We start from the raw sequence: 252 nt of genomic DNA, 5'->3' as shown, positions 1-252 counted from the left end.
GCCCCACGTCTTGATTGCGACGCCGAGCAACTTGCGGATCAGGTGTTTGAGGCGCTCCAAGACAACGGCTATGGCGAATTCGACGGCATTATCCCTGCGGTGTCGCATGCGCTCGGCGATCAGGGTTTGACCGCGCTCAGGGGCCGTGCGGAAAGGGCAATGGATGCGCCCGTCACCGTGGACGAGACCGAGTATTTCGGGATCTTCACGAGCACTGAACGCCGCCTTGAAATGGCAAAGGACAACAAGGAC

General features: G+C 59.9%; 1 protein-coding gene. It reads left to right on the top strand.

Annotation, left to right across the window (positions count from 1 at the left end):
- Positions 1-252: DUF6880 family protein (locus tag R0J88_RS21960; RefSeq protein ID WP_410901172.1), on the top strand; the 252-nt coding region annotated here is incomplete at both ends.

This window comes from Pseudoalteromonas sp. SIMBA_162, from assembly GCF_046535955.1.
GTDB classification, from domain to species: Bacteria; Pseudomonadota; Gammaproteobacteria; order Enterobacterales; family Alteromonadaceae; genus Pseudoalteromonas; species Pseudoalteromonas marina.
Note: the sequence above shows the minus strand (reverse complement) of the source record. Positions and strands in the feature narration are given on the sequence as shown.